This is a genomic window from Photobacterium sp. DA100 (assembly GCF_029223585.1).
Taxonomy (GTDB): Bacteria; Pseudomonadota; Gammaproteobacteria; order Enterobacterales; family Vibrionaceae; genus Photobacterium.
Genome location: NZ_CP119423.1, coordinates 2,520,381 through 2,545,816 on the forward strand (window position 1 = coordinate 2,520,381; position 25,436 = coordinate 2,545,816).

Annotated in this window: 16 protein-coding genes; 5 read left to right on the forward strand and 11 right to left on the reverse strand. The window is 52.0% G+C overall.

Features of this window, described 5'->3' with window-relative positions; all coding sequences use genetic code 11:
* Positions 1–36: 36 nt before the first annotated feature.
* From PTW35_RS11605 to yddG, 4 genes are all read right to left on the reverse strand, one after another.
* Positions 37–1,029, reverse strand: coding sequence for an arginase family protein (locus PTW35_RS11605; protein WP_281025120.1), 993 nt, complete (start codon positions 1,027–1,029; stop codon positions 37–39).
* Positions 1,030–1,048: 19 nt separating this feature from the next.
* Complete coding sequence (locus PTW35_RS11610) at positions 1,049–1,807, reverse strand: IclR family transcriptional regulator (protein WP_281027493.1); 759 nt, start codon at positions 1,805–1,807, stop codon at positions 1,049–1,051.
* 256 nt (positions 1,808–2,063) lie between these two features.
* Positions 2,064–3,575 carry a PTS transporter subunit EIIC gene (locus tag PTW35_RS11615; protein WP_281025121.1) on the reverse strand — a complete coding sequence of 504 codons (1,512 nt, stop codon included), beginning with the start codon at positions 3,573–3,575 and terminating at the stop codon, positions 2,064–2,066.
* Positions 3,576–3,755: 180 nt separating this feature from the next.
* Complete coding sequence (gene yddG / locus PTW35_RS11620; protein ID WP_281025122.1) at positions 3,756–4,640, reverse strand: aromatic amino acid DMT transporter YddG; 885 nt, start codon at positions 4,638–4,640, stop codon at positions 3,756–3,758.
* Between the two features lie 367 nt (positions 4,641–5,007).
* Between yddG and PTW35_RS11625 the strand changes: the two genes are divergently transcribed.
* The 3 genes from PTW35_RS11625 (at position 5,008) to PTW35_RS11635 (ending at position 13,204) form a co-directional block, all read left to right on the forward strand.
* Positions 5,008–10,023, forward strand: coding sequence for a 2-oxoacid:acceptor oxidoreductase family protein (locus PTW35_RS11625; RefSeq protein ID WP_281025123.1), 5,016 nt, complete (start codon positions 5,008–5,010; stop codon positions 10,021–10,023).
* 2 nt (positions 10,024–10,025) lie between these two features.
* Positions 10,026–12,809: a sulfide/dihydroorotate dehydrogenase-like FAD/NAD-binding protein gene (locus tag PTW35_RS11630; RefSeq protein WP_281025124.1), complete on the forward strand. Its 2,784-nt coding sequence runs from the start codon at positions 10,026–10,028 to the stop codon at positions 12,807–12,809.
* 176 nt (positions 12,810–12,985) lie between these two features.
* On the forward strand, positions 12,986–13,204 hold the full coding sequence (locus tag PTW35_RS11635; RefSeq protein ID WP_044623721.1) for a dodecin: 219 nt from the start codon (positions 12,986–12,988) through the stop codon (positions 13,202–13,204).
* A 13-nt stretch (positions 13,205–13,217) separates the two neighbouring features.
* Here PTW35_RS11635 and PTW35_RS11640 read toward each other — a convergent pair whose 3' ends face one another.
* Complete coding sequence (locus tag PTW35_RS11640; RefSeq protein WP_281025125.1) at positions 13,218–14,981, reverse strand: glycerophosphodiester phosphodiesterase family protein; 1,764 nt, start codon at positions 14,979–14,981, stop codon at positions 13,218–13,220.
* Between the two features lie 317 nt (positions 14,982–15,298).
* Between PTW35_RS11640 and PTW35_RS11645 the strand changes: the two genes are divergently transcribed.
* Positions 15,299–15,526 (forward strand): hypothetical protein, encoded by a 228-nt coding sequence (locus tag PTW35_RS11645; RefSeq protein WP_044623723.1) that lies wholly within the window; start codon positions 15,299–15,301, stop codon positions 15,524–15,526.
* A gap of 71 nt (positions 15,527–15,597) precedes the next feature.
* Here the strand turns inward: PTW35_RS11645 and PTW35_RS11650 are convergent, their stop codons facing one another.
* From PTW35_RS11650 to ygeW, 6 genes are all read right to left on the reverse strand, one after another.
* A complete protein-coding gene (locus PTW35_RS11650; RefSeq protein ID WP_281025126.1) occupies positions 15,598–16,050 on the reverse strand; it encodes a septal ring lytic transglycosylase RlpA family protein in 453 nt (150 codons plus the stop codon).
* A gap of 390 nt (positions 16,051–16,440) precedes the next feature.
* The gene (gene arcC, locus PTW35_RS11655) at positions 16,441–17,358 is read right to left on the reverse strand and encodes a carbamate kinase (protein ID WP_281025127.1); all 918 of its coding nucleotides are present in this window, start codon (positions 17,356–17,358) and stop codon (positions 16,441–16,443) included.
* Between the two features lie 60 nt (positions 17,359–17,418).
* Positions 17,419–18,876: a dihydropyrimidinase gene (gene hydA, locus PTW35_RS11660; protein WP_281025128.1), complete on the reverse strand. Its 1,458-nt coding sequence runs from the start codon at positions 18,874–18,876 to the stop codon at positions 17,419–17,421.
* A 278-nt stretch (positions 18,877–19,154) separates the two neighbouring features.
* The gene (locus PTW35_RS11665) at positions 19,155–20,366 is read right to left on the reverse strand and encodes a YgeY family selenium metabolism-linked hydrolase (protein WP_281025129.1); all 1,212 of its coding nucleotides are present in this window, start codon (positions 20,364–20,366) and stop codon (positions 19,155–19,157) included.
* A gap of 192 nt (positions 20,367–20,558) precedes the next feature.
* The gene (gene dpaL / locus PTW35_RS11670; RefSeq protein WP_281027494.1) at positions 20,559–21,740 is read right to left on the reverse strand and encodes a diaminopropionate ammonia-lyase; all 1,182 of its coding nucleotides are present in this window, start codon (positions 21,738–21,740) and stop codon (positions 20,559–20,561) included.
* Between the two features lie 204 nt (positions 21,741–21,944).
* On the reverse strand, positions 21,945–23,132 hold the full coding sequence (gene ygeW, locus PTW35_RS11675) for a knotted carbamoyltransferase YgeW (RefSeq protein ID WP_281025130.1): 1,188 nt from the start codon (positions 23,130–23,132) through the stop codon (positions 21,945–21,947).
* Between the two features lie 573 nt (positions 23,133–23,705).
* Between ygeW and PTW35_RS11680 the strand changes: the two genes are divergently transcribed.
* On the forward strand, positions 23,706–25,433 hold the full coding sequence (locus PTW35_RS11680) for a sigma 54-interacting transcriptional regulator (protein WP_281025131.1): 1,728 nt from the start codon (positions 23,706–23,708) through the stop codon (positions 25,431–25,433).
* Positions 25,434–25,436: the final 3 nt, after the last annotated feature.

Consider the following 25,436-nt stretch of genomic DNA (forward strand, 5'->3'; position numbering starts at 1 on the left):
GGGGAGGCCTTGCTGCGAAGGGGGAAGGAGCAGAGCCTATCGATACTTAAGCACATGATGCAACAGGGAGACTGCCAAGCGGGCTGTCTGATTTTGGTAATCATATTCCGGGTTGAGGCCGGCGATATCGACAATCCTGACTTTGTTGCTTGCCATCGCTTGGCTGATCACCATTTCAACCACCGCCAAGTTAACCCCAAATACCCGAGACAAGCTCACCCCGCCAGCAATTGCCGACGAGAATACCGACAAATCGATACTCAGGTGGATATGGTCAACCTGCTCGAGGTACTTAGCAACCACCGCCTGGATCCGCTTGCGGTTTTTCATCTTCATTTCACTATCGAGCAGCCATTGTGCCCCCAGTTCACTGGCGTAGGCCATGGTAGCTTGCGAATTGATATGGTCACACATTCCCAGTCCCAGATAACGGAAAGTCCGATTTTTGGTATGGCAAAACGCCGCCACGCTATGGAATGCCGACCCCGCCTTGACAGCCAGAGAACGCCGAAGCTGAAAATTGGCATCGATATTGATAATGCCGATCCGGTTGCCAGCCAAGAAGGGAAGGATCTGGCTCTCTTCGCCAGAGCTATCGTTACCTGCCTGGTTAACAGTATCTGAAAGTGCCTGGTAGCTAGCGATAGCCACCTCGTGTCCGCCACCAAGCATAACCGGCAGGTGGCCAAGCTTGAGCACGGCACACAGCTTGGCGTACTGGGCGGCACGCATGGTATCAAACTCGTCTTCCTTGACGCCGAAATAGCTCTGCGCCTCGATGACACCAGCATCATAAATCGGCAAGGCACCAGAGTATGGCGTCCTGACCAACATCTGCCGAATCATGTCCGGGCCTTCTTTGGCCCCGCTGTAGATATCGTAGTCGCTCAGGCTCAGATCGCTGGCAAGCCCGAGGATCACCGCCCCCGCCTTGCGTTGTTCGGCATAAGGCTCAATCATGGCTCTGGGATGAGTATTGACGGGGTGCCCTAGAAAAGAAAATGGAAACCAACGTTTTACATCCAGCATGATTGCTCCTTATGGAAAATTACAAGTCCGGTGGCAATACCCTCGCCGCCTGAAGGACTGAGAAAATAATCGCGTTCTTACTCTTTTGAACCCGCTCTTGCGGTGCCATGACACTCACCGCGCCGACAATCTTGTTGCCGGTAAATACCGGGGCACTCACCCCGGAAACACCAACGTCATACTCCGAGGTACTGATGGCGTAACCGTCTTTTTTTATCTGCGCCAAATCTTGCAGCCAGTGGCTGATAACATCCGGCTCAGTAATGCCGAAATGATGCAGTGTGGCCATGACCCGCTGTTCGGGCAGGTGGGCCAGGATCACCTTGGCCGAGGCACCGCGGATCAACGGTTGGCTCTGGCCTTCCTCATACGCGCAGCGCAGCGCATGGGGGCTATCAACCCGGGCGGTACACAGTGCCCTGAAGCCGACCGGCACAAGATAAGCGGCCATCTCGCCCGTTTGTTGCTGGACCCGCTTCAGGACCTGGTGCACCCCGCTCGAAAGCGGTGAGAACTGCTGGAAATTACGCAGCAGCTGAAGCGCCGCCGGACCGATGCTGTAACAGCTTTGTCTCGGGCTTTCCTCAATCAGGTTCCAGTTCTTGAGGATAACTAAGTAGCGATAAACACTACTTTGCGGCATACCTGTCTGTTCACTTAATGCCTGTGCTGTCACCGGTTCATTGGCCGACGCGATATGCATCAGTACCTGGAGCAGCTTTTCATTGGCATTCAATTTATATTTATCTGTTTTCAAAACATTTCCTGTCGGTTTCATCTGGTTAGGCGACACGTTCAGTAGCTCCCATCGCGCCGACCCGTCTATTTACGCGCAATGCTTGCCATGCTTCAACCTCAATTCTCACAATGCGGTAATTACTGCTACATAGCAACCACACATTCCCATATTATAAGAACTCAAACCAACAAACAGCGCCTCCGGCTTGGCTTATCCCCCAACAAAAAACGCCGACCTATCGAGGCCGGCGCAAAGCACAGAGCATTTTATCGAGTCGTACCTAGGTTACAGGTACTCACGCAAGGCTGGGGGTTGGCTCTTGCGGTTCCTCACTCATGATTTCCGCAACAAACTGTGCTTTGGAACCCAGGATAATTTGCAATCCGCTGCCCCCGACTTTAATCACGCCCATAGCCCCTAGCTCTTGGATGCCTTTTTCATCAACCAGAGTAAGATCCTTTAGCTCAAGGCGAAGACGGGTAATACAGGCACCAATCGACGTAATGTTGTCTCGACCACCAATTTTGCTGATGATTTCACTGGCCAACGCCTGATTGTCCAGGGAGATCTCTACCCGCTGCTCGGCTTCCCGACCGACGGTCTTGAAGTCAAATTTGCGAATAGCAATCCTGAACACACTGTAATAAATCACTGCCATGATTGGCCCCCACAAGAAGATGTTTAGCCAATTGGTCTTAAAGCCATCCATTGCGGGCAGAACGCCGAAGGACACAAAGTCGATGATACCGGCCGAGAAGGTTTTGCCGATATGGATATCAAGTGCGTAGGTCACCGAGTAAGAAATGCCCGCCATTATCGCGGAGAAAATGTACAGTACGGGTGCCACAAAAATAAACGCAAATTCAACCGGTTCAGTGATCCCCGTGACAAAGGATGTCAGGGCAGCCGAGCCTAAAATACCCGCGGCGATTTTACGGTTCTTGTCATGGGCTTCGTGGTACATCGCCAAGCAAGCCGCCGGGAAGGCAAACATGTAGATGGCAAAGTTACCTGACAGGAACTTACCCGCGTCCTGGTACTGTTCGGTCGAGAAGGTTGTTACCCCATCTTCCAGCATCTTGAACCAAATCGTATAGTCACCATTGACCACGGTGCCGGCCGCTGTGGTGTACTCACCGAAAGAGAACCAGTAAGGGCTATAGAAAATATGGTGCAGGCCCACGGGGATCAGCGCACGTTCCATGAAGCCGTAGATGAATGTCGAAACATACATATTACCGCCGTTCGCCATTACCGACAGGGCATCAATACCGGATTGGATGTAGGACCACACATAAGGCAGAACCAGACCAATCGCGAATGCACTGAATGCCGTCACAATCGGGACAAAACGCTTGCCGGAGAAAAAGCCCAAGAAGTCAGGCAGGGTAATATCCGAAAACCTGGTGTACATATTGGCCGCCAGGATCCCGGCAATCAAGCCACCGAACACACCGGTTTGCAGCGTCGGTATCCCCATGACCATGGCGTACCGGCCCCCGCCCATCGCCATTTCCGGGGTGATTCCCAGCGCCACCCCCATAGTCACATTCATTACCGCCATTGCAACCACGGCAGCCAGGGCCGCGATCCCCGAATCCTTGCTCAGCCCGACAGCGGCACCCACGGCAAACAGCAATGCCAAATTATCGAAGATGACACCACCGGCCCGCATCATCAGCGGCAAGTCGAGCTTCGCACCAAACGCCAGTAACAAACCCGCAGCGGGAAGAATAGAGATAGGCAGCATCAAAGCTTTACCGATGGAGGATAGCTTTGAGACACCATGCTTGATCTTATCAATCATAACCTGTCCTTGTATTTATTAATGTCTTTAGGGAGTTCCCTGTTTCACATCACGTATGAAATAAAAGACATGGTATTGGAAATCACCGGACCGAAGGTTACAAAAACGAATGGCTTTGTAAGCCGCTGCTTACAAAGCCTGTTGGAGCCTATCCATATCGTGGAATAATTGGCAGCAGACTTATCGCTTGCGCGTCAGATACCAGCAGCAAAGCGAGGCGGCACTGACCATCACCACTCCCTGCCAGAACGTCGCGCCCAAGGTAATGCCAAATACCAGCGCCGAGAAAAGTGCCGACAGTATGGGCGTGAGATAAGACAGGGTGGCAAGCAGCACCATGTTGCCGCCAATGATGGCAATATTCCACAGCCCGTAGCCGCCGGCCATCGCAATGGCAGCCAACGCCAAATTCAGTAGCGCCTCACCACTCCATACCATAGGTGGTTGTTCAGTAAAGAAGTATTTCACCCATAGGGCTATTGCCGTAGCAATGAAAAACCAGGCAATCGCATTCTGACCGTTAGCCAAGCGTTTGGTGATATTGCAGTAGATAGCCCAAATGAAAGCACCGCTAAATGCCAGAGTATAACTGACCGGGTTGGTCGCCACATTGGCAGCCAAGCGGGTTAGTGACAAACCCTGTTCACCGCTCACCGTCCATGCCACGCCCAAAAAAGCCATCGCCATGGCGGGATATAAAAGCTTGCTCACTTTTTGCCGGCTCACTACCACCGCCAACATGACAGTCAATGCTGGCCACAAGTAGTTAATCACGCTCATTTCAACGGTCTGCACCCTGTCATTAGCCATACCCAACGCTAAGGCCAAACACATCTCGTAACTGACGAACAGCCCGCCGCCGATGAGCAAATAGCGAGGAGAAAAGCGGCTGAGCCTAGGCGCGCCGACAACCACCACCAGCAACACCGAGCTCAGGGTATAAATCATTGCCGCGCCGCCTACCGGACCCAACTGCTCGGCAACGTTTCTGATAAAGGCAACGATAGAGCTCCACAGCAGGATAGCGACACATCCAGCCAAGGTATATTTATGCTGAGAAACCAAAGAAAAAACGCCACATCTAAACATAGAAAGCGGCTAGATTATCAAGCTTTTGCCGCTGACGGTTAGCCTATTTTGTTATCGATTATCAGTTAGTTTAAACACTTATAAAAACCATGGTCTTTATGCTTAATTTGTGACCGTCTGAGCAATGCTGCAAATGCAACTAGTGTAGCATCTGTTGTTATAAGCATCAGTTGGTCAAATCAAGAGCTATCACTTGTTGTATGTGATTTTTCACCAAAATGCTCTGGTTGATAAGGTGCAAAAAACGGCGCATAAGCCGGGAAGTATTTTGGTGAGGAAGTAAAAAGAATCGACCCTTAGGAAGTCGACCGAATAATAATCACATACCAAGGAGCTATGTCGTATGTCTACACTGACACAAAGGAGCAATACGTCCCAGGGCACACCAACTTACCCAGGCCAATCAACCGTAATACATGGAAATGGTGCTGTCGCGCATGTCATGGATTACGTTTGTGGCGGTGTCATTGGATACCCCATTACCCCTTCGACTGAAATCTCAGAATTATACGAAGCATTCAGGGCGCAAGGCGGTTGCAATGTTTGGGGACAGCACCCCTTCTTCTTCGAACCCGAAGGCGAACACTCAGCACAAAGTGGTGCACTCGGCGCGGCTCTGACCGGCGGAAAATATATATCAAATGCTTCCTCAAGCCAGGGGATCCTGTATGGCCTGGAGTCTCACTATGTGACCGTGGGCAAGAAAGCCGCAGGCTTTGTGCTTCACGTGGCGGCTCGTTCTGTCTCGCGCCATTCACTGAATGTTATGGCCGGGCATGATGATGTTTACGCCCTACTTTCTGCTGGCTACACCACCCTATTTGCCAGCAACGCACAGGAAGCGGCAGACCTTGCGGCGATTTCATACCGTGTTAGTGCTCAATCGCTGATCCCGGTTGCCAATACCATGGATGGCTTTGCCACCAGCCACATCCAAAGCGAAGTGAAACTGCCAGAGCCTGAATTACTAAAACAGTACCTCGGCGACCCGACTGATCGCATCCCGGCACCAACCGAAGCCCAGCGTATGCTTTACGGTGCCAAAGGGCGTGTTTGGCAGCTAGGCCAATTCATCGAAAAATTCCAAGACCAGTTCTGGCCTGAAAAACTCAATGACCTCAAAGGCTATATCGCCAGCAACAGCGAAGCGATTGAAAAAGACAGCGCAGGCCAGTTCATTGAATCGACCAAGCCATTCCTGCCTGAGAGCCTGCAAAAGAAATGGCAGCGTGCTTGGCTCAACGCCTACGAAAAAGATACCCGCCAGCGCGTCCCTGCCCTGATGGATACCCATAACCCAGGCTTGACCGGCGGGGTGCAGAACCAACCGGATTACCAGGCCGGGATTGTCGATCATCGTAGCCACTTCCAAAATGACGTGCCGATGTTTATCGAGCAAGCCATGCAGGAATACGGCGAGCTCACCGGGCGATTCTATGCGCCCGTCATGGACTTCATGTGCGACGATGCCGACTATGTCATTGTTGGCCTAGGCTCAGTTACCGATGATGCCGAAGCCGTGGCAGCGCATCTGCGTGAGCAAGGTCAGAAAGTCGGGGTTATTTCAATCAAGCAGCTTCATCCGTTCCCGGAAGCACAAATTGTCGAAAAGCTTGCCGGTAAAATGGCAGTGACTGTGCTTGAGCGCTGTGATGAAACCCGCCTGACCGCACGTATCTCCCGCGCCTTGTTCAAGGCACAGGAAAACGTGCAGAGCCCAAGGCATAAAGGTATTCCACCGCTGCAGCAGATCCCAACCATCAGCACCGGTATTTTCGGGCTGGGCGGCCATGATCTGCAGCCTAAGCACCTGATCGCCGCGTTCGATAACATGCGCGATGACAATACCAAGCCGTTCTTCTATCTCGGCAGCCAGTTCTTCGATGCCAAGGCCACCGGTGAGCTTAAGGAAATCCAAGACCGCCTTCGTGCCGCCTATCCAGATACCGAACTGATGGCACTGGAAACCGGCGAGAACCCTAACCTACTGCCTGAATCCGCACTTCGAGTTCGCTTCCACTCCGTAGGTGGTTACGGCACCATTGCCACCGGTAAATTGCTCACCGATATCCTATCCGGAGCCTTGGGGCTGCACTCGAAGTCCATGCCGAAATACGGCTCTGAGAAAAGTGGTGCACCGACCAACTTCTTTATTACTCTGTCGCCTGAGCCTATAAAGATCACCAATGCCGAACTGCAGCAAGTTGAAATCGTCCTGTCACCAGACCACAAGGTGTTCATGCACACCAACCCGCTGGCAGGCTTAAGCCCTAACGGTACTTTCATCCTGCAAACCCACCACGAGCCAGAGCAGGTATGGCAGGAAATCCCAGCGGCTGCCCGCCAGTTCATTCGTGACAACAACATCAACTTCTACATTGTCGATGCCTTCAAGGTCGCCCGTGAACAAGCACCATCCGCAGATCTCGAGATCAGGATGATGGGGATCGCCTTTATCGGCGCGCTTTGCGGCCATGCCACCCAGGTCACCCAAGGTGCCGATGAAACCTTAATGCTTGAGCGCATCACCCAGCAGATCGCCAAGAAGTTCGGTGCCAAGGGCGAGAAAGTGGTTGCCAGTAACATGGCGGTGATCCGCGAAGGGATCCATGCGACCAAGCAGGTTTGCTACGCAGACTTCGAAGATGCTGACATTGCTGCAGCGGCAACAACCAAAGCCGATGCACCGAAACAGAAACAAGCCAGCTGTGGCCTGTTCGACCCATCCTACTTCAGCAATATCGCGGGTAAGCATTATGCCGATGGTTCGATTGGCGAAGCACCGGTGATCCCGGGCTCGGGCATGTTCATGCCACCAGCCAGCGCGATCACCAAAGATAAAGGCCTGTTCCGGCTCAATGCCCCCAAGTTCGATGCCGACAAGTGTACCGGCTGTATGGAATGTACCATCGCCTGTCCTGACGGGGCGATCCCGAATGCGGTGCATGAGCTGCACGATATCCTTTACGTGGCGATCGACAAGCTCAACATCCCACCAGCGCAGCGTGATGGCCTGAAAGCCAAAATGCCGCCGATTTTGGATGCGGTTCGCCAGTACTACCGCACCGCGCCGAAGAACGAGTCACTACCGCTGCACCAAGTGGTCGCCAAAGTGGTCGACAGCATGACCTTTGATGATCCGGCGGTCTCACAGCAAATCGCTGGTATTTGCGTGGCGCTGGAATCGCTGCCTGTCAGCCGTACCAAGCCTTTCTTCGATGCCATGGAAAAAGCGGTTCCCGGCAGCGGTGGCTTGTTCTCGGTCGCCATCGATCCAAGCAAGTGTAGCGGTTGTATGGAATGTGTGGATGTCTGTGGCCCGAACGCGCTGCAGAAGGTCCGCCAGACCACTGAAATGAACCAGCAGATGCACGAGCTGTTTAACACCTTGGCGGAAATGCCAAATACCCCAGCCCGCTTCCTGCAGCAGGGTATTACCGATGCCAGCGAGTCCAAGCGCTTGCTGCTTGATCGCAGCAACTACTACGCCATGAGCTCAGGCCACGGGGCGTGTCGTGGTTGTGGCGAGGTCACTGCATTGCGTCTAGTAACCTCGGTCAACCGTGCCCTGCAGCAGCAGCGTTACCAGTCGCACATCGCCAGCCTAGAGGAGATGATTGAGAAGCTGGAAGACAAGCAGCAATCATTGGCAGCTATCGATGCAGAAAATACCCGTGCCGAGCGCATTGCCCGTACTATCAAAGTACTGGAGAAACGCCTGTACCACTTCGAATACGGACCAACCGGTAACGGGCCATCTGATGCACTGATTGCCAACGCCACCGGTTGTAGTAGTGTCTACGCCTCGACTTTCCCGGCCAACCCATACAACGACCCATGGGTGAACAGCCTGTTCCAAGATACCCCGGCGGTTGCCAAGGGCTTGTTCGAGGGTGAAGCGGCCAACCAGCTCGAGCAGTTCAAGGCACTTCGCACTGCCAAGCTAGAGCTTGAAGACATGTACGATGCCGAAGTTCATGACCGCCAGCTGCGTTATCTGGAATGGAGCCATTTGTCCGATCAGGAGCTTGGCCTGTTACCGACCGTATTCAGTATCGGCGGTGACGGCGCGACCTATGACATCGGCTTTGGTGCCCTATCGCGCCTGCTTTCCACCAGCACGCCGATCAAGGTGTTCGTGCTCAATACCGGTAGTTACTCCAATACCGGGGGCCAGGCGTCTACCGCCAGCTTCACCGCGCAGGACTCCGACCTGAGCCGCTTCGGCAGCGCCCACAGCGGTAAGCAAGAATCGCGTAAAGAGCTGGGTATCATCGCGACCTTCCACCCGAAAGTCATGGTGGTACAAACCTCTACCGCCTTGCAGGGCCACTTCATGGCCAACTTGATGGAGTACCTGAACTATCAAGACGCCCCTGCACTGTTTGATGTCTACACCCCATGTATGGGTGAGCACGGTATTGCCGATGACGCCAGTACCCGCCACTCCCGCCTGGCAGTCGAAAGCCGCATGAGTCCAGTGTTTGTCCACGACCCACGCAAGGGCGCAACCCTGGCCGAGCGCTTCTCTATCGAAGGCAACCCTGAGCTGCAGCATGACTGGGCAACCCATACCATTAGCTTTATTGACAGTGACGGTATGACCCAGTTGAAACAAGTGCCGTTTACTCCGGCTGATTTCTCACTCTATGAAGGGCGCTTCAAGAAACACTTCAACCCAGTATCTGACGAGCAACACGCGGTTGAGATAGCTGAATACGTCACAATGAGTGCGGATGAACGCAGTGGCAAGACACCGTTTATCTGGGCAACGGATAAACAGCAGCACCTGATCAAGCTGAGTGTGTCCAGCTCGATTGTCGCCCTGACCGAAGAGCGCTTACGCAACTGGCACATGCTGCAATACCTAAGCGGCCAGCATGTCACGAATATTGACCAGCAGTACCAACTGCAGATCAATGAGTGGAAACAGCGTTACCACAACGCGATGGACAGCAACGAGCAGACCATCGAAACCATCGCCAATGGCTTGGCGGAACTGGCTATGGCTGCTTCGCCCAATGTGGCCAATAGCATCCCGGTCACCCAGATAGATAGCAGCTCAGCTGCCCCACAAGCGTCTACTAGTACTCAAGGGGACTTGCCGCTTGTCACCATCAACGAGGACGAAAAAGGCCAGTGCACCGACTGCAAAACCTGCTACCAGCAATTGAGTGAGCTGTTTGAGAAGACCACGATTGTTGAAAACGGTGAAGCCAAGGTCATCAGCCAGGTGATCCCTAATGCACTGGAAACCGTCGAACTCAGCGATGAGTTGATCAAGCGAGCCTCGCGCATTGCCGATGAGTGCGATGCGGAAATTATCCACTTCAACGCGCCTGCGTCGGTGGAGGTGTAGATATGAGCGACGTTTTTGTAAAACCAGAAGCGACACCTGGCGTGTCGCAAGCTCAACGGGAGCTGATGCTAAAGCGCATGGAGCAAAATCCGCAGCGCTTCCAGCAGATGGTGATCGAGGAGAGTATGCAGCTCATCCGCGAAACGCTCAAGCAAGGCAAGCTGTCAGCGGAGTTTACCGAGAAACTCTGGCAGCTGTTGCTCGCCAACAACGAACTCAGTGTCGCCCTGCAGCGTTACCTATGGCGTATCCCGCTCAAGCAAAAGCGCGCCTTCGTCCAGGCGCTGGATACCCATCTGTCTGAGCGCTACCCGATGTTCAAAGGGCTATCCGTCGGGTGGCCCGGAAGCAACAACATACCGCCTTACGTGCGCCCTGCCGAAGAGCGCCGCAAGGACTTTGACTTGGTTAGCCAGGGCTATCTCGGCTACATGGGGCTAGGCTACAGCCTGCGTGAAGTTGAACTGTTCGTCTGGCTGGAAGTGATCCGAGACAAGCAGTGTGAAGATCGTCCGTGTGAAATCGGCGTACCTAAGTGCGATCGCGACGGTAACCCAGCCGAAGAAAACGACGGAGGCTGCCCGGTTAAGATCCACATCCCTCAGGTACTCAACCTGATGGGTGAAGGCCGCTTTAGAGACGCATTCGAGCTGATCCGCGATGCCAACCCACTGCCGAATGTCACCGGCCGGGTTTGCCCGCAGGAGCTGCAATGCCAGGGGGTGTGTACCCACAACGACAGGCCGATTGAAATCGGCCAGCTGGAGTGGTTCCTGCCCCAGCGTGAGCGTGAGCTCTCCAACGGTGAACCGCCAAAACCGGCGGACATCAACCCTTGGGTGGCTGCTACCAAGCCGCCGGTGGCGATTGTCGGCTCGGGGCCTTCGGGGCTGATCAATGCCTACTTGCTCGCCAAAGAAGGCTACCCGGTCACCGTGTTCGAGGCATTCCATGTCTTGGGCGGGGTACTAAGATACGGCATCCCCGAATTCCGCCTGCCCAACCAGTTGGTGGATGATGTGGTTGAGAAAATCAAAGCGCTCGGCGGCCGCTTTGTCACCAACTACATCGTGGGTAAAACGGCGACCCTCGCCGATCTTAAACGCGCTGGCTTCACCCGCATCTTCGTAGGCACTGGTGCGGGCTTGCCGCGCTTTATGAATGTACCGGGTGAGCATTTGCTGAACATCATGTCGGCCAATGAATTCCTGACCCGTGTCAATCTAATGCATGCCAACGAGCCTGACTACGAAACGCCAATGCCGGATATGGAAGGCAAGGAAGTAATGATCATCGGTGGTGGTAACACCGCGATGGACGCCGCCCGTACCGCTTGCCGTTTGGGAGCCAACGTCACGATTGTCTACCGCCGGACCCAACAGGAAATGCCAGCCCGAGTCGAAGAGCTTCACCATGCGCTCGAAGAAGGAATCCAGCTCAAGGAGCTGCGCTCGCCTTGCGAGTTCAACGGCGACAAGAACCATGTTCTGGCCAGTGCCAAGCTTGATGTGATGGCTCTGGGTGAGCCTGATGCTTCTGGCCGTAGACGTCCACAGTCTACCGGTGAGTTTGAGCTGATGAAGGTCGACTTTGCCATTATGGCCTTGGGTAACAGCTCTAACCCGATCGTCAAAGACGCTAACCCAGACTTGGATACCTCCAAGTGGGGTACGCTGCTGCTCAACAAAGGCTCGCAAGAGACCTCGCTAAGCGGCGTGTACAGTGGTGGTGATGCTACCCGTGGTGGTTCTACCGCGATCAAGGCCGCTGGTGACGGTCAGGCAGCGGCAAGAGAGATCATGGGCCACCTTGATTTCAACGCCAAGGAAGTCGAAGGGCTAGTCGCACAAGCTTGCCACTACACTGGGCTCGGTCAAACGCCGCCTAAAATCGTCAAACGTCGTCAATTGACCGAGGAAATTGTCGAGTTCACCATTACCTCACCGCTGATTGCCCGCTCAGCCAAGGCTGGACAGTTTGTCAGGGTACTAGCCGACGAGAAAGGTGAATTGATCCCGTTGACTCTGGCCGATTGGGACGCCGAAGCCGGTACTATCGAGCTAGTGATCCAAGGTCTGGGGACCAGCTCCAAGCTGATCAACCAAATGCAAGAAGGCGACTGCTTCGAGGCCATTGCCGGCCCACTGGGGCAAGCAAGCCACGTGGTGAAACACCCTGACAACCAGAGTGTTATCTTCACCGCTGGCGGCGTTGGTCTGCCGGCGGTACACCCGATCATGCGTGCCCATCTGGAAATCGGCAACAAAGTCACTCTGATCTCCGGTTTCAGAAGCAAAACCCATAGCTTCTGGACGGAAGAAGGTGACAAAGTCGAGAACCTCCGGGCTGCGTTCCCAGGTTTGCTGGAAGTGGTTTACACCAGTAATGACGGAACATTCGGCATCGAAGGGTTCGTGACTAATCCGCTGGAAGATCGCCTGGTGCAGCACAGGGAAGCCAATAGTCCTGATTCTGATCAGACCATTGCAGAAGTTATCACTATCGGTCCGCCTATGATGATGCGCGCGGTGAGCGATCAGACTCTGGGCTATCAAGTCCCTTGTGTTGCCAGTCTCAACTCCATCATGGTGGATGCCACCGGCATGTGTGGTGCCTGCATGGTGCCAGTGATGGAAGACGGCAAACTGGTGCGCAAGCACGCCTGTATCGATGGTCCTGAAATCAACAGCCATGTCATCGACTGGGACAAGTTCTTGCCAAGGTTTAACCAGTTCAAACCGCAGGAGCGCCAGAGCCAGATCGCGCACCGGTTGATTGAGGAGTAAGTTCCAGTAGCTAGATCGCATCAAAGGGCTTCACTGCAGAGTGAGGCCCTTTTTCTTGCCCGAATAATAATAGCGTTGCCCTCCATCGGTCACGGGGCATTATCATTCAATATTGCGGCATGACGTGGCCTTCAAAACGACTACACTTAAACGACGATTAATGGCAGGAGACGGCTATGAGTGGCCCCGATCATCACACCTACAAGAAAATGGAACTGGTTGGCTCGTCTCCAGACAGTATTGAAGACGCAATCAGCAACGCTATTGAACGGGCAAACGAAACCGTCAAAAACCTGCGCTGGTTTGAGGTCGTCGAAACCCGTGGCCATATTGAAGACGGAAAAGTGGCCCACTGGCAGGTAACCATTAAAATCGGCTTTACCCTAGAAGAGTAAGCCGATCTTTCATTTAAAGTAACAACCAGTGGCGCAAGGTCCGCAGTGCCCGCTCAGAGAAATCCATTTGTTCGATGCTCTTCTTGGCTTCCAACGCTAACTTGGGCTCGTCGGTAATAATGCCATCCACCCCCAGCAGGAATAGCCGCTCCATCGCAGCTGAGTTGTTGATGGTCCAAGCCAATACCTCTTGCTCCCGTTGCTGGATTTCGATGATTCGCCACGTATCGAGCCATTGATCGCTGAGCATCAGCATATCCACTTCTCGTTCAAGCTCGGACTCGCCAACACTGGCGGCATAAATAAGCGCATAGCGTAGCTGTTCAGGACGCGATGCCTCCATCTTGTTCATCAGCCGTGCCAGCAGTTCAACATCCAAGCTCGACACAATCATGGCTTGCTGGTATTTCGGCAGCAACTCCGCCATTGCCAGAGCAAGATCGAAGCTTCGGTTGTAACGCTTTAATTCAATGTTGAATTCGATATCATCGGCATAGTCATCCAATAACTGTTTTAACAGCGGCGGAGGTACCTGGTTCTTAGCCTGATAAGCCGCGACTATCTCAGAATAGCTAGCGTCTTCCACCACCAAGTGAGAGCCAAGCATACGGCCCAAGTCACGGTCGTGGAAAACCACCACCTGCCCGTCCTTGGTGATCTGCACATCAATTTCGGTACTCTGGACCCCCAGCGATATTGCGTACTGTATGCCTGCTTCACTGTTTTCTGGGTACGCAAATCCCCCACCGCGGTGCGCGGTGACATAGCCAGAGGTATTGGTTTGCAAATGTCCGACGAAATGGCGCACGTCGGAGTAACCATTCACTGATGCAAAGACAATGAACAGCACCATGACACTACTGAGCAAAATACGGCGCTCGGTGCTTTGCATCAGCCCCGCAAATCGTTCTTCTTCATTGACCAGTTTATGGCGCCTAGTTTGCAGGCGCAGCACATAGTATTGGCAACTTGCGTAAATAAAGCGGTCGACAAAGCTCAGCAGAAAGGCGACGCCAATCAGCAGAACCGTTGCAACCATCAGCCAAGGGTAACGCTCAGGATCATAAGTTGCCCAGTGCAGTACGGGTTCAAGCACAAACAAAATGCCCTTGGCGATGATGGCTATAATAACCACCCGGCCGAATAACCAAGCAATATGGCCCAATAAAATATGCGGATAAATGCCTTGGCTCAAACGCTGGGCTTGCTTGAACAGCCGCCACTGGGAGCAGTTTTGAAACAGGCTCAGCGGCAAGGCGAGCCACCAGCTAGCCCAATAGCGCAGGACCAGCAATACAATCGGTAACGTGAGCAGGACCAATAAGCCAACCGCCAGCCACAACGAGCTCATCTGGTGGCTGAGATAATAGTTGATATCCCAGTCATTGAGCATAAGCCCGTAGATCCAGCGCCCGCACCACACCAAGGTAGAAAACAGCAGACTGATCCCAAGCGATTGTGCCAGCACGACCTTCGCCACCCGAAAGCTGCGCTGGAGGATCAGCCCGAACGTATCCAATATCGATCGCTTGCCCAGATCATGCTGGGCCAGCAAGATGCTAATTGTTGAGTGTTCGACGAAAAAGGCAAAACTCAGCTGTGTGATAAACCACAAGCTCAGCAGAAAGCCGGCAGGCGAAAGCAAAAAAGCCAACAGCTCCTGGTTGGCAATGGCACTCACCCCATGAAACGCCATCAACTTGGAACTGATCCAAATATCGAGCGGGACAAACAAAGTCAGCAGTGCGCAGCGCACAAAAAGAAAGCTGGCCAGCATCTGCAAGCCACTGGTTCTGAGCCGGTACCAAATGAAATATAAAATGTGCCGACCGCGATGAATTATTGCGCTAGTCAAAAGTGTGTTTCGCCAAAGTTGTATCCTAGTTCTGAAGATATGATAACACCGGAGCTGATTGGATGCTCACCGTAGAAGGGTAATGGAAAGCCAGGGTACAGGTGGATAATTCCGGCTGAGGAGTATTAACGCAGTGAAGCGCCGCGTATTTTTGCCTTGAAATGTGTGGCGGCTCAAAGCGGCAAGAAAGGTGTTCAGGTAACTTCAATCGATAGAAACTCATCACATCGAGACGCCTCATGCTGACAAATGAAGAAGTTCACTACTGTTCCAAATGCGCAATGGAAACTAAGCATATTGTTGTTTTAGTTCGAGATGAACCTGAGCAGAGCAAATTTAAGGATTTCTTAAAAGGCTTTATTAAAAGTGCTGCGGTTGGCGCGTTTGAAGCCACTATGGATGACTTTTCACGCCATAGTATTTGCGAAAAGTGCGGTAAGAAGACGATTAACGACAATCTCACCTAGCAACTGCGTCAGTACCGATTTGTGCAGCAAACTGCGACACAAATCAGTCCAAGCTAACTTTGATTAGGTGATTAGTGCTTATACCTGAAGGTATTACTATCATCAATAATTTGAATTTTGACCGGTGCTAAGCCTTTCTTGGTGTCACCTATTTGTTCAAATGACTTATGAGAAAGATCAATGACTCGGTCTTTGGCAAAAGGACCTCGATCATTGATCTTCACATCTACCGTTTTGTTATTAACTGTATTTGTAACCCTCACGATAGTCCCAAAAGGTAAGGTTTTATGAGCCGCTGTATAGGCTCTCATGTTATACCGCTCACCACTTGCAGTGAGCTTTCCGTGGTATCTGTCACCATACCACGAAGCTTGACCAACAAGCTTATGTGACTTGGCGTAAGTCTTTGTTTTTTCATCATAGACTGCTTCAGTCGACGAGCAGCCAGCAAGCATAGTAAAGATGAAAGCGGCAAAACCGAGGTTTAATTTTTTCATGCTATTTTGATACTCAATTTTCTTCATGTCATGTATGTCTATTTCTGACTTATTGTTGGTTTAAAAATATTGCCTGGAGTGTCATAGCTTCAAGACGTCTTATTAAGAATGAGTGTGAAATACAAGCTCTAGCATGCTGCGTCACTGCATACAAAGCGACTACAGTTGCAATAAAACAGTTTAGAAACACGAATGAAGCAAACATGGCCATCCGATATGACTCGCCTATTTTTCCATGAACTATGCTTCGATTGGTCATAGTTAAGAAAGATTTTGGAAATGAAAATATAAAAGTTAGCAACGTTTGAGATCTGCGGCAGATTGTTAGTGGCTATTCCTTCATCCCCACAAAAAAAACAGCAACCCATTACGCTGAGTTGCTGCTTATTCATCAAGCCTGAATTAAACCGCTAGCACCTATGCACTAACACAGGTACCCGCTCGCTCGGCCAGTACATCTAACCCTTCTTCCAAGGCACCGATGTAGGCTCTGCCACCGAACTGGGCAAAGTCGGCGGCGGCTTCGACTTTGGGGCCCATCGAGCCTGCCGGGAATTGGTATTCGCTCAGCTGAGCTGGCGTGGTTGAGCGCAGTGCGCGCTGGTTTTCGGTGCCCCAGTCAAGGTAAACCGCATCGGCATCAGTGAGGATCAACAACTTGTCGGCTTTGAGCTGCTTGGCCAGCAAAGTAGCAGCAAGATCTTTGTCGATCACCCCTTCAACCCCGGTGTAACCGCAGTCGGTTTTGCGTACCGGGATCCCGCCGCCACCGCAGCAGATCACAATGTCGCCAGCGCCCAACAGGGTTTCGATAGATTTTTTATCGATAATGTTCAGCGGTTTCGGTGACGGTACGACGCGACGGACAAACTCGCCATCACGTTTCATGGTCCAGTTGTTGGCTTCAGCCAAAATGCCCGCTTCCTCCTCGTTGTAAACAGGGCCAACGAACTTGGTCGGGTCGAGCATACTCGGGTCATTCGGATCGACTTCGATACGGGTCAGCAAGCTGGTGACTTCGGTATCAGGCATCAGGTTTTGCAGCTCCTGCGCCAGCATATAGCCGATCATACCTTCACTTTCGGCGCCCAAAACATCGAGCGGGTAAGGCTGAACCTTATCGTAAGCCAGGTTTTGCAACGCTAACAAACCGACCTGAGGCCCATTACCATGAACAATGGCGACCTGGTATTCCTTGGCAATTTCCGCAATCGCCTTGGCAGCAATCTTGATATTGGCAAGCTGGTTGGTAAAACTTGGCGCGTCGCCGCGACGCAACAACGCATTACCCCCGAGGGCGACGACGGCAGTACTCTTCTTGGTTGGGGTGTTCATAAAGACTCCTTGAATTATCCTTGTTGTGTGGGGCTATCACCCCTACCCGTTCGTTACGGTTTATAGCGCACTGGCATCGAACGGTTTGCGGCGAATAAAGCGGCCATTCCCGGCTTTCCCCGTAAATTCGCCATTACATGCGACAACGTCCCCACGGCTGATGGTCATCACCGGCCAGCCCTGGGCTTGGATATCTTCAAACGGGGTATAATCTGCGTTGTCGTGTAGTAATTCGTGTTTGATTGTCACTTGCTGCTCTGGATCGAACAGCACCAAATCGGCGTCAGAACCCGCCTGCAATGCGCCTTTTTGCGGATAAAGGCCAAACAGCTTGGCTGGCAGGTAACTGGTCAGCTCGACAAATCGGCTTGGGCTCAGCCGCCTTTTCATCACACCTTCGGAGAACATCAGCGGCATCCGGGTTTCGACACCGGGCATGCCATTCGGGCAAGCGCTGAAGTTGTCTTTGCCGCGTTGTTTTTGATCGTGGTAGGTAAACGAGCAATGATCGGTGGCAACCGTATCGATACTGCCATCCACCAGCCCGAGCCAGAGTTTCTCTCGCTCCGCAGCCGGGCGCAGAGGAGGGCTTAGGATATACTTGAGGGCGTCTTCCCGCTCGTAGCAACTGTCATCAAGCATCAGGTATTGTGGGCAGGTTTCCACCCACACCGGCTGGTGGTTGTCACGGGCGAGCCGGGCATAATCCAGGCCAAGCCCATTGGAGAGGTGGACAATGTACAAAGGGGCATCACCGGCCAGTTTGGCAAGGTTGATCATCCGGGCTATGGCTTCTGCCTCGCACTCCAGCGGACGACTAACCGCGTGGTATTTGGGTGCGGTCTTGCCCTGCTCGAGCAACTGGCTGCGCCGCAAGGCAATGGCAGCGTCGTTTTCAGGGTGCACGGTTGCCAGCGCACCGACTTGCTTGAGCTGAATCAGCGCCTTGAGCACTTCTTCATCATCGAGTTTGTAACCGTAGGTCAGGTACAGCTTGAAGCTGGATATCCCCTCTTCTTCCACCATCGATGCCATTTCGCCGAGGATGTCATCATTTACATGCTGGATAACCCCATGGAAGCTATAGTCGATAACAGCCGTTTCCTTGGCGTATTGCTGGTAGACATTGAGCTGGTGATGAAGACTGCAACCTTTGGGGCCAAATCCCATATGGTCAACGACCGTAGTGGTACCGCCACATGCTGCTGCGCGGGTACCGGAGAAAAAATCATCGCAACTGCGCGCGATACCGACATCGATATTAAAATGGGTATGAACATCAATACCACCCGGCATCACATACAAACCCGCCGCCTCAATAATTTCGCACTGCTTGGGAATGATGTGGATTTCAGGGGCAATATCGGCGATCTTGCCGTCAACGATAAGAATATCGGCTTTTTGTGCCTGCTGGTGATCGACCACTATCCCCTGGCGGATCAACATGGTCCCCGGACGGGGCTGGGTCAGGATCGCCGCTTGGTGTTCTGATGTTTTTTTCGACGCCGCGGAAAACATACTTTATTCCTTCTCTGCCTAAGATAAAAAGGATGCTGTTTCGTTTGCCCGCTATGACTTAGAACTTCAGGCCTAACGGACAAAAGGAACAGCAAGCGCCTGCCTATATCGTCAAGCTACTTCAAAATACGGGTTCAGAGGTAACTTGCTCATAAAAAAGAAATCCATCCTGGGGGGGATATGTGGCCAACGTTAGGCAGAGCGGTCGGCACCCCCAGGACGGAAAAGGATGGACAGGCAAAGCATAGAGAGCGTAATGCCCTACCCGTCACGTTTTATTACTTTTTCAACTCTTTCAGGTACATCTGAGGGATAACAGCATACATAGCTGCACAAGTAACGAGGTGGTCTTTCCAAGTCTTCTCGTTTGGCGCGTGTGCTTCTGGCTCTTTACCTGGACCAAAGCCAATCACAGGGATACCGTAGCGGCCCATGATTGATACGCCGTTGGTTGAGAAGGTCCACTTATCAACGGTTGGTTTCTTGTCGAACAATAGCTCGTAAGACGCTTCCAGTGTCTTGGTTGCAACATGCTCTTCGTCGATCTTCCATGCAGGGAAGTAGCACTCAGTTGGGTAAACCAGGCCGGTGTAAGCCGGACGGTCGTAGTTGTACATAGACACTTTAGCGCCGAATTTCTTAACCGCTTCAAGCTCTTCGATTTCCTTAATAGCACCTTCCCAGGTTTCGCCCCAAGTCAGACGACGGTCGATAGAAACCGCACAGCTATCAGCCACCGCACAGCGGCTTGGTGAAGTGAAGAAGACTTCGGACACTGTCAGTGTGCCTTTGCCTAGGAATGGGTCGTCGCCAAGGTTGGAAGCCAGTTTTTCGATATCGCCCAGGATGTGGCCCATCTTGAAGATCGCGTTTTCACCGCGCTCAGGCGCCGAGCCGTGGCAGCTAACACCGGAGACATCAACACGGATTTCCATACGGCCGCGCTGACCGCGGTAGATCTGGCAATCTGTTGGTTCAGTCGATACGACAAACTCAGGGCGGATGTTGCTTTCCTGGATGATGTACTGCCAGCATAGGCCGTCACAGTCTTCTTCCTGAACGGTACCGGTCACTAGCAGGGTGTATTCATCTTCCAGGCCAAGATCTTTGATGATCTTACCGGCATAAACCATAGACGCCATGCCGCCTTCCTGATCCGATGCACCACGGCCACCGATCACTTCGTCATCTTCCATACCTTCATATGGGTCGAAGTCCCAGTTATCCATGTTGCCGACACCCACGGTATCGATGTGTGCATCCATCGCGATTAGGTGCGGACCGTGACCAATCCAACCCAGTACGTTACCCATTGGGTCGATTTCTACTTTGTCAAAACCGACTTTTTCCATTTCTTCTTTGATGCGCAGGACAACTTTCTCTTCGTCACAACTTTCACTCGGGATGGCAATCATGTCACGAAGGAAACGGGTCATGTCCGCTTTGTAGTCTTGGGCTTTTTCCAGTACCTGGGCAAATGGGATGTTCATTATAATTCTCCTTGAACCGGGCGGTGGTCATCACACCCGGTATGATCGATTTTCACGGCGCCCTGCCTATTGATGACTCCAACAAGGCACGAAATTTAAAAATTCTTTCTTGATTGTTTTTTTTGAGCATTTAGTGATGCTAGTTAGTAAAGGCATTGCGCTAACTAGCCCAAACAGCTGCTCAAAAAACGGTCAGATAGTTTGGTGTTTACCGCCCCAAACAACTTCGCGGTAATGGACAGGATCGGTATCCCCTTCGGTATTAATCAGCAGCACCACCGAGTCTTGGTTGAGGCCCAGTTTTTCCATCAGTTTTTCTTTTTCCGGATGGAAATGAACCGCCGCCAGCAAACCGGCGCCTACCGCACCAGACTCACCCGATACCACCCTTGGGTCTTCACCCAGCGGGTTACCGAGAACACGCATACCTAGCGCTGCAACACTGTCCTGGCAGGAAACAAACTGGGTTGAACAGTCTCGCAGTACCGGCCAGCCAATCGGGTTAGGCTCACCGCAAGCCAGACCAACCATGATGGTGGCAAGATCACCATCGACATTGATCATCTCGCCGTTTTCGCTGATCCCCGAGCGGTAGATACAGTCGGCCTGATCGGGCTCGACAACCACTGAGTGCAATTTGTCAGGGCCGAATTGGTCACACAGGTAACCCAGCACCCCACCGGCCATCGCACCGACACCGGCCTGAAGGAAGACGTGAGTCGGACGTTCAACAGCCATCGCTTTCATTTGGTCGACAGCTTCTGCCGCCATCGTGGTGTAACCCTGCATGATCCAAGTCGGGATTTCGGTGTATCCTTCCCATGCCGTGTCCTGGACCACTTTCCAACCATTTTCATCGGCAGTTTTGATCGCAAGGCGCACGGTATCGTCGTAGTTCATGTCGGTGACAATACATTCGGCCCCCAGGGCACGGATGTTGTTAACACGCTCATCGGCAGCACCTTTAGGCATGTAAACCACAGCGTTCTGGCCGAGTTTGTTTGCGGCCCATGCCACACCACGGCCATGGTTGCCGTCGGTCGCGGTCGCAAAGGTCATTTTTTCTGTGATGTCGTTTTTCAGCTTGGCGAAATCAAAGGCATTGATATCGAGCTTGAACTCATCACACAGCAGGCGGGCAATCGCATATGCGCCCCCCAGCATCTTGAAGGCATTCAAATCGAAACGGTAAGCTTCGTCTTTGACTAGGATTTTTCCAACACCGATTGCTTTGGCCAGGCAGTCGAGAGAATGCAATGGTGTCGGCTGGTAGCCTTCCACAGCTTGGTGGAAAGCGCGGGCTTTTTCCGCCTCGGCGGCGGTAAATAGTGGAGAAAGCTGACCGTTATAGTGGCGGTTATCGGCGATCTCCATTTTAAGAGTGAACGTAGACACGACCAGACCTCGTAAAATTAGAGAAAGAAAAAAGCGGGGGCTTTAATTACTCAAGGGTATTCCCCCGCGAATGGGCTAGCATGGCCCAAGCATAAAGATACAGATAGATCGACTAGGTTTTCCCTGCCCTGTCACACCATGGCCAGCGAGCCAAGGCAGGAGAAGCATCGATGCTCCACGCGGTTATTTAACGCGCTTCTTCGCATCATCCAGTAGCTCTTGCAGAATGTGGCCAGGCTCCTGGTATTTACGGTTAAGGATCATTGCGGCAATGATGTATGGCTTCCAGCTCGCTTCCTTGTAGGTCGCGATGCGGTATTTCTCGAATACCGATTCTTCCACTTCACCTTCTTCGCAAGATACGCCAGTGATGTCTGCTGGTAGGCAGTGCATGTATAATGCTTCGCCACCTTTGGTCAGCTTCATCATCTCTTCGGTGCAATGCCAGTCTTTGTGGTTGGCATTTTGTGCAAGACATTCTTTTTCCAATGCCTTCAGACCATCATGGTCGTTAGCGCGTAGCAATTCTGTACGGCGGCCCATGACTTGATATGGCGCCCAAGACTTCGGATATACGATGTCCGCGTCTTTGAACGCTTCTTCCATGCTGGCAACCTGAGTGAAGCTACCACCAGAGGCTTCTGCGTTCTTACGTGCTTCTTCAACCACTTCAGGGATCAGGTCATAGCCTTCTGGGTGTGCCAGGGTGACATCCATACCGAAGCGGGTCATCAAACCGATGATGCCCTGAGGCACAGACAGTGGCTTGCCGTAACTTGGCGAGTAAGCCCATGTCATCGCAATTTTCTTGCCTTTCAGCTTGTCCAAGCCACCGAAGTGCTCTTCCAACCATGCCAAGTCAGCCATAGACTGGGTTGGGTGGTCGATATCACACTGCAGGTTCACCAGTGCCGGACGGTGAGGAAGCACACCTTCTTTCACGCCGTCATCCAAGGCTTCACCCACTTCACGCATGTAAGCGTTACCCGCCCCTAGGTACATGTCGTCGCGGATACCGATGGCATCGGCACAGAATGAAATCATGTTAGCCGTTTCACGGACCGTTTCACCGTGGGCAATTTGGGATTTGCCTTCATCCAGATCCTGCTGAGCAAGACCTAGCATGTTGATAGCCGAAGCATAAGAGAAACGAGTACGGGTTGAGTTATCGCGGAACAGGGAGATTCCGAGACCGTTGTTAAACACGTTGGTAGCAATGTTTTCCTGGCGCATTGATTTAAGGGCTTGGGCTGTTTTCAATACACGCTCAAGCTCTTCCGGGGTTTGCTCCCAGGTCAACAGAAAGTCTTTGTCGTGCAGTTCAGATTTAAGCTCATTAATTTCCTTGATCAGTTCGTTGATGCTCTTCATGTTTTTCTTCCCGGTTTCAATTGTTATACGTCCCTGGCAGCGCTTTTCTTCACGGGCCAGTCGCTTAATGGGTAATGACAGCCTTCAGCATTGCTCAATCAGCGATCATTCATTTGGTTTTTGATTTAAGGCACTGAGATTGCTTATAAATTTCAGGCTTAAACTAAGGGTTAACAAAGGTAATTATTTCGGAACTTAATTCAGTACAATCAACAACTGTGCCAACATTGAATTTAGAAAATATTATTTATTGTTACTCGTTGAAAGCCCGCATGAATACTGGGATGAAGGATTTAAGAGTATCGATCTTTCATAAAGAATAGAGAGGCAATAGAAATACCAGCTATCACAGAGGTATCAACTCGCTAGACCAAAATGATAGTGATAAAAAAGGGGAATTATCATATTGATATGCCCGTGTGACATTGGTAGCAAAATATTTCATTTTGAAATATTCAATCTAAAAACCCTGACACATATCAAACAGCATAACTGGGTTTTTCTTTATGTTAATTCGGTCATTAAAGGAATAAGCCAGTCAATATGCTGAATACACCAAGACCCTCAGAATTAATGCAGTTGCAACCGACTATCCTCCGCTTCACCCAAATGCTGTCGGCGGTGTTGAAAATCGACGCCGAAGTCGTCGATGCCGATTTGGTCAGAATTGCAGGTACTGGTCCCTATAGTAAGTTTTTTGGAAAAAAGCTAAATACCAGCTCAAGGATTTTCAGGTATATACTTGAAACACATGAAGAAAAAGTTGTCGTCAAATCAAGGACCGATCCTTTGTGCGAGGGCTGCACCAACAAGAACGGCTGTCGTGAAATGGCCTTCCTCGGTGTGCCGATCATGATTGAGGATCGCTGCCTCGGGGTGATCAGCCTCGTTGCGTTCAGTGAAGAATCACGCGAGAGGATCAAAGACAATGTCCAGCTTTTCTCTGACTACATCAAACATATTGCCCAAATAGTGGTATCTAAAGTTGTCGAGAAAAACAGTAATAGTGACAGTCTCGACGAGGTGTTTACCAATCTTATTGAAAACATGGACCAGGGCGTATTAGTACTCGATGAAAACAACCGGGTAAAATACGGCAACCAGCCCGCCCTCAACAACCTGAATATAACGCAGGAGGCGCTGCACAGCCTTGAAATTAATATTCAGCCACTGTCTCTGCACAACAATGAGATGAAGGGCCACCAACAACATATTATTTCACTCGGTGGCCGGCAGGAATTATTAGTCGGGCAGTTTTATAACGCCCACGGCCATCAACTTTTCCTGATGGCCTTTCATCAACCTAATAGCGCATTGATGATCCCGGATCATGAGCCACAGTTCGCCACCGTTATCGGCGAATGCAGCAAGATGCGCCAGTTGAAGAAGCTCATCACCCGCATTGCCAGCAGCCCATCGAGCGTCCTGATCAACGGCGAGAGCGGTACCGGCAAGGAAGTGATCGCCAATGCGGTCCATAACCTGAGCGATCGCAGCCAGTACCCTTTCATTGCGATCAACTGTGCGGCTATCCCTGATCAGCTATTGGAAAGCGAGTTGTTCGGCTATGTCAAAGGCGCCTTTACCGGCGCATCTACCAAAGGCAAAACCGGTTTGATCCAGGCCGCCAACAAGGGCACGCTGTTCCTCGATGAAATCGGTGATATGTCGATGACCCTGCAGGCCAAGCTGTTACGCGTGCTGGAAGAGCGGGAAGTGATGCCGATTGGCTCCAACAAAGCGGTTCCGGTAGATATCCGCATTATTTCGGCCACCAACCGTAATTTCCAGGAGATGATCGCCACCAACAAATTCCGCGAGGATTTGTATTACCGCCTCAACGTGATCCCTATCCACCTGCCGCCGCTCAAGGAGCGTGAAGGGGATATCGCGCTACTGATCAACTATTTCCTCGAGCACCACACCCAGAAAATCGGGGTGACGTACCCGGGGATCAGTGAAGAAGCCATGCGCCGTCTCAATGCCTACCACTGGCCGGGCAACGTACGAGAGCTAAGCAACTTAGTGGAATACCTCGTCAATGTTGTCCCTGAAGGTGACCAAATCGACGTCGATTTGCTTCCGCCTTATTTTGAGCAAACCCCTGAAGCCACAAGTCCGCAGGAGATCTTGAATGACGACTGCTCGATGAGCTTGGAAGAGATGGAAAAAATCCGTATAGAAGAGGCAATTTCGCGCCTCGGCAACCGCAAGATGGTGGCCGAAGAGCTGGGGATCGGCATTGCGACCTTGTACCGCAAAATCAAGAAATACGGGCTTAGCAACCATCGCGCGGCTTAGCGC

Coding starts and splice junctions, on each gene's coding strand:
- dpaL (WP_281027494.1), bottom strand. CDS start 21,740: ATGGAGATCGCCGATAACCGCCACTATAACGGTCAGCTTTCTCCACTA.
- PTW35_RS11650 (WP_281025126.1), bottom strand. CDS start 16,050: ATGAAGAAAATTGAGTATCAAAATAGCATGAAAAAATTAAACCTCGGT.
- PTW35_RS11635 (WP_044623721.1), top strand. CDS start 12,986: ATGAGTGGCCCCGATCATCACACCTACAAGAAAATGGAACTGGTTGGC.
- PTW35_RS11625 (WP_281025123.1), top strand. CDS start 5,008: ATGTCTACACTGACACAAAGGAGCAATACGTCCCAGGGCACACCAACT.
- PTW35_RS11630 (WP_281025124.1), top strand. CDS start 10,026: ATGAGCGACGTTTTTGTAAAACCAGAAGCGACACCTGGCGTGTCGCAA.
- PTW35_RS11640 (WP_281025125.1), bottom strand. CDS start 14,981: ATGCTGGCCAGCTTTCTTTTTGTGCGCTGCGCACTGCTGACTTTGTTT.
- arcC (WP_281025127.1), bottom strand. CDS start 17,358: ATGAACACCCCAACCAAGAAGAGTACTGCCGTCGTCGCCCTCGGGGGT.
- ygeW (WP_281025130.1), bottom strand. CDS start 23,132: ATGAAGAGCATCAACGAACTGATCAAGGAAATTAATGAGCTTAAATCT.
- PTW35_RS11610 (WP_281027493.1), bottom strand. CDS start 1,807: ATGAAACCGACAGGAAATGTTTTGAAAACAGATAAATATAAATTGAAT.
- hydA (WP_281025128.1), bottom strand. CDS start 18,876: ATGTTTTCCGCGGCGTCGAAAAAAACATCAGAACACCAAGCGGCGATC.
- PTW35_RS11615 (WP_281025121.1), bottom strand. CDS start 3,575: ATGATTGATAAGATCAAGCATGGTGTCTCAAAGCTATCCTCCATCGGT.
- PTW35_RS11665 (WP_281025129.1), bottom strand. CDS start 20,366: ATGAACATCCCATTTGCCCAGGTACTGGAAAAAGCCCAAGACTACAAA.
- PTW35_RS11680 (WP_281025131.1), top strand. CDS start 23,706: ATGCAGTTGCAACCGACTATCCTCCGCTTCACCCAAATGCTGTCGGCG.
- PTW35_RS11605 (WP_281025120.1), bottom strand. CDS start 1,029: ATGCTGGATGTAAAACGTTGGTTTCCATTTTCTTTTCTAGGGCACCCC.
- PTW35_RS11645 (WP_044623723.1), top strand. CDS start 15,299: ATGCTGACAAATGAAGAAGTTCACTACTGTTCCAAATGCGCAATGGAA.